The sequence below is a fragment of the Streptomyces sp. NRRL WC-3549 genome, assembly GCF_000721935.1.
Lineage (GTDB): Bacteria > Actinomycetota > Actinomycetes > Streptomycetales > Streptomycetaceae > Streptomyces.
In genome coordinates, this window is sequence record NZ_KL585437.1 from 31342 (window position 1) to 35453 (window position 4112).

Below are 4112 nucleotides of genomic sequence, written 5' to 3' on the forward strand. Positions count from 1 at the left end.
TGTGTATAAGAGACAGGTGCCGCCCCGCTCCCGGTACGCGCGCGCCGTGCGCCTCGGTATCGGGGCCGCCCGCGCGGAACGGGACTTCGACCTCGTCGTGGACCGGCTGCACGCCGTCTACGACGGCACCCACCACTGGGTGCACGTCCTGCCCAACGCGGCGCTGCTGGCCGCCGCCCTCACCCACGCGGACGGCGACTTCGCCCGCTCGGTCTGCGCCGCGGTGTCCGGCGGCTGGGACACCGACTCCAACGGCGCCACGGCCGGCTCCCTCACGGGCCTGCTGGCCGGACGGCCCGCCGCCCTGCCCGAGAGCTGGACGGCCCCGCTCAAGAACCGGCTCGCCACGTCCGTGCCCGGCTTCGACGCCGTCGGCTTCGACACCCTCGCCGAACTGACCCACCAGGAGGTACACCGCCCATGACAGCGATCGCGGTGCTCGGCAGCACCAACATGGACCTGGTCGCCTACGTCGCCCGGGCACCCGGCCGCGGGGAGACCGTCACCGGGCGCGAGTTCCTGACCGTACCCGGCGGCAAGGGGGCCAACCAGGCCCTCGCGGCGGCCCGCGCCGGCGGGCAGGTGGTGATGATCGGCGCGGTCGGCACCGACGAGTACGGATCGCGGCTGCGGACGAACCTGGAGCACGCGGGCGTCGACACGGACCTGCTCCACACGGTGGCGGGCCCGAGCGGCACCGCGCACATCGTCGTCGACGACGAGGGCTCCAACGCGATCGTCGTGGTCCCCGGTGCCAACGGCACGGTCACCACCATCGGCCCGGGCGAGCACGCCGCCATCGCGGCGGCCGGGCTGCTCCTGCTCCAGCTGGAACTCCCGCTGACCGCGGTGACCGAAGCGGCGCGGGCCGCGCGGTCGCTGGGCGTGCGCACGATCCTCACCCCCTCCCCCGTGCGGCCCCTGCCGGCCGAGCTCCTGGACGCGGTCGACCTGCTGGTCCCCAACGAGCACGAGGCCGCCGAGCTCTCCGGCCACGCCGACCCGCACGCCGCCGCCCAGATCCTGCTGCGCCTGGTCCCCGAGGTCGTGATCACGCTCGGCCCCAAGGGCTGTCTGTACGCGGCCCGGGGCGCCGAGGCGGTCCTGTTCCCCGCCCCCGAGGCCGTCGCCGTCGACACGACCGGCGCCGGGGACACCTTCGTCGGGACGCTGGCCGTGGCACTCGGGGAGGGCAGGGCCGTCCCCGAGGCGCTGGCGGGGCGTCGTCGGCGGCGGCGCTCTGCGTCCAGAAACCGGGGGCGTCGACGTCGATGCCGTACCGCAGCGAGATCGATGCCGTATGAGTACGCCCGCGCCGGCACCGGCCGCGCCCCTGGAGGGCCTGCGGGTCCTGGACCTCGCCACACTCTTCGCCGGGCCGCTCGCGGCGACCGTGCTCGGTGACTTCGGCGCCGAGGTCGTCAAGATCGAACATCCCCGCCGCCCGGACCCGTCGCGCGGGCACGGACCCTCGAAGGACGGCATCGGCCTGTGGTGGAAACTGCTCGGCCGCAACAAGCGCACGATGACGCTCGACCTGTCCGCCCCCGGCGGCCGGGACGTCCTGCTCCGGCTCGCCGCCGGGGCGGACGTGGTCGTCGAGAACTTCCGGCCCGGGACGCTGGAGCGCTGGGGCCTGGGCTGGGAGGAGCTGAGCGCCGTCAACCCCCGGCTGGTGCTGGCCCGGGTCACGGGCTTCGGCCAGTTCGGCCCGTACGCGCACCGGCCCGGCTTCGGCACGCTGGCCGAGGCGATGAGCGGTTTCGCCGCCGTCACCGGGGAGCCGGACGGTCCGCCGACCCTGCCGCCGTTCGGGCTCGCCGACTCGATCGCGGCGCTGGCGACGGCGTACGCGGTGATGACGGCCCTGGCCGGGCGGGAGCGCACCGGGCGCGGACAGGTGGTGGACCTGGCGATCATCGAGCCGATCCTGACGGTCCTGGGTCCCCAGCCGCTCTGGTACGACCAGCTCGGTTACGTCCAGCCGCGCACCGGCAACCGGTCCCGCAACAACGCGCCGCGCAACACCTACCGGACCTCGGACGGGCACTGGGTCGCCGTCTCCACCTCGGCCCAGTCGGTCGCGGAGCGGGTCATGCGGCTGGTGAGCCGGCCGGAGCTGATCGACGAACCGTGGTTCGCGGCGGGCACCACCCGCGCCGAACACGCCGACGAGCTGGACGAGGCCGTCGGCCGCTGGATCGCCCGGCGCACCCGGGACGAGGCGGTGTCCGCGTTCGAGAAGGCCGAGGCCGCGATCGCCCCCGTCCACGACGTACGGGACGTGCTGGAGGACCCCCAGTACCGGGCCCTGGACACCGTCACCGAGGTCGACGACCCGGAGCTCGGGCCGCTGCGGATGCAGAACGTGCTGTTCCGGCTCTCCGAGACGCCCGGGTCGATCCGCTGGGCGGGCAGGCCCCACGGCGCGGACACGGACGCCATCCTGACGGAGCTGGGGCTGGCGCCGTCACGCATCGCCGCCCTGCGCGCCGAGGGGGCCCTGTGAGCAGCCCGCCGCTCGCGCGGACGGCGGCGCGGGGCCCGGCGACGGGTGCGGCGGTGGCGCTGACCTGGCTGTACGCCCCCGGGGACCGGCCCGCCGTGGTGCGCAAGGCGCTCGGTGCGGGCGCGGACGTGGTGATCGTGGACCTGGAGGACGCGGTCGCGCCGGACCGCAGGGAGTACGCCAGGGCGGCGACCGCCGAACTCCTCGCGGACCCGGCCAGGGCGGACCCGTCCGCGGTGCCCGTCCACGTCCGGGTCCACCGGGAGCGCGATGTGCGGGCCCTGGCCGGGCTCCCCGGGCCGGCCGGGCTGCGGCTCCCCAAGGTCACCGGCGCGGCGTCGGTGCGCCGTGCCGCCGCCCTGGCCCCGGGGGTGGCGCTGTATCCGCTGCTGGAGTCCGCCCTGGCCGTCGAGCACGCGTTCGCGATCGCCGGGGCCCATCCCGGTGTCCGGGGCATCGCCCTGGGCGAGGCGGACCTCCGCGCCGACCTCGGGGTCCGGGACGACGCCGGGCTGGACTGGCCGCGCAGCCGCGTGGTGGTCGCCGCCCGGGCGGCCGGACTGGACCCGCCCGCGATGTCGGTGTTCCCGGACGTCAGGGACCTGGCGGGGCTCCGGGCCTCGTGCGCGCACGGCCGGCGGCTGGGATTCCTCGGCCGGACCGCGATCCACCCCCGGCAGCTGCCGGTCATCGAGCAGGCGTTCCGGCCCACGGCGGCGGAGGTCGAGGCGGCGCAGGAGGTCGTGGAGGCGGCCCGGACCGAGGAGGGTGCGCTGGCCCTGCCGGACGGGCGCTTCGTGGACGCGGCGGTGGTGGCCGCGGCGCACCGGACCCTCTCGCTGGCGGCCCGCGGGGACTGACCGCCGGTGGTCGACGGAAGGCGGGCCGGACCCGTGCGTGTCAGCACAGGTCCGGCCCGCCTCGGGAAGAGCGGGTCAGCTCTTCTCGGCCGTCTGCGGGGCGACGTCCGCCTCGTCCTCCGGCTCCCGCGCCTTCGCGCCGGACGCCTCGCGGTCCGCGCCGGACGCCTCGCGGTCCGCGCCGGACGCCTTCCGGTCCGCGCCGCCCTCAGAGGTGCCCTTGGCGTCGGCGTCATCGGCGTCGCCGTCGCCGTCCTCGGCCGGCGCCACCGCGGCCGGCTCGACGATCTCCTCGCGGCCGGGGCGCACCTTCGCCGAGACCACGATGTACACGACCGCCAGGGCGAAGACGACGATCGCCGTCCACACGTTGAGCCGGAGGCCCAGGACGTGGTGCGCCTCGTCGACGCGCATGTACTCGATCCATCCGCGGCCCGCGCAGTACGCGGCGACGTACAGCGCGAACGCCCGGCCGTGTCCGAGCTTGAAGCGGCGGTCCGCCCAGATGACCAGGAGGCCGACACCGACGCACCACAGGGATTCGTACAGGAAGGTCGGGTGGTAGGTGCCCGCGACCCGGTTGGCGCCCTCGCTGATCTTCAGTGCCCACGGCACGTCGGTCGGCCTGCCGTAGAGCTCCTGGTTGAACCAGTTGCCCCAGCGGCCGATCGCCTGGGCGAAGACGATTCCGGGCGCGAGCGCGTCGGCCCAGGCGGGCAGGGGGATCCCCCTGCGGCGGCAGC

General features: G+C 75.8%; 4 protein-coding genes and 1 pseudogene. 4 read left to right on the forward strand and 1 reads right to left on the reverse strand.

Going from position 1 to position 4112, the window contains the following annotated elements; translation table 11 throughout:
* The 4 genes and pseudogenes from IH13_RS0131905 to IH13_RS0131920 all read left to right on the forward strand — a co-directional run.
* Window positions 1–424, forward strand: a 424-nt coding sequence (locus tag IH13_RS0131905) for an ADP-ribosylglycohydrolase family protein (protein ID WP_199814914.1), incomplete at its 5' end; no start/stop codon positions are given.
* Window positions 421–1304 (forward strand): annotated as a pseudogene (gene rbsK / locus IH13_RS39095) (ribokinase). The gene IH13_RS0131905 and the pseudogene rbsK, both read left to right, overlap by 4 nt.
* Entirely contained in the window at window positions 1301–2509 is a 1209-nt protein-coding gene (locus tag IH13_RS0131915) for a CaiB/BaiF CoA transferase family protein (protein ID WP_031089880.1), read from the forward strand. Before rbsK ends, IH13_RS0131915 begins: the two are co-directional and overlap by 4 nt.
* Window positions 2506–3369, forward strand: coding sequence for an HpcH/HpaI aldolase/citrate lyase family protein (locus tag IH13_RS0131920; protein ID WP_082317788.1), 864 nt, complete (start codon window positions 2506–2508; stop codon window positions 3367–3369). The genes IH13_RS0131915 and IH13_RS0131920 overlap by 4 nt, the downstream gene beginning before the upstream one ends.
* Before the next feature lie 75 nt (window positions 3370–3444).
* Here the strand turns inward: IH13_RS0131920 and IH13_RS0131925 are convergent.
* The coding region (locus tag IH13_RS0131925) for a prolipoprotein diacylglyceryl transferase (RefSeq protein WP_031089884.1) at window positions 3445–4112 on the reverse strand (668 nt) is incomplete at its 5' end.

Coding starts and splice junctions, on each gene's coding strand:
- IH13_RS0131915 (WP_031089880.1), top strand. CDS start 1,301: ATGAGTACGCCCGCGCCGGCACCGGCCGCGCCCCTGGAGGGCCTGCGG.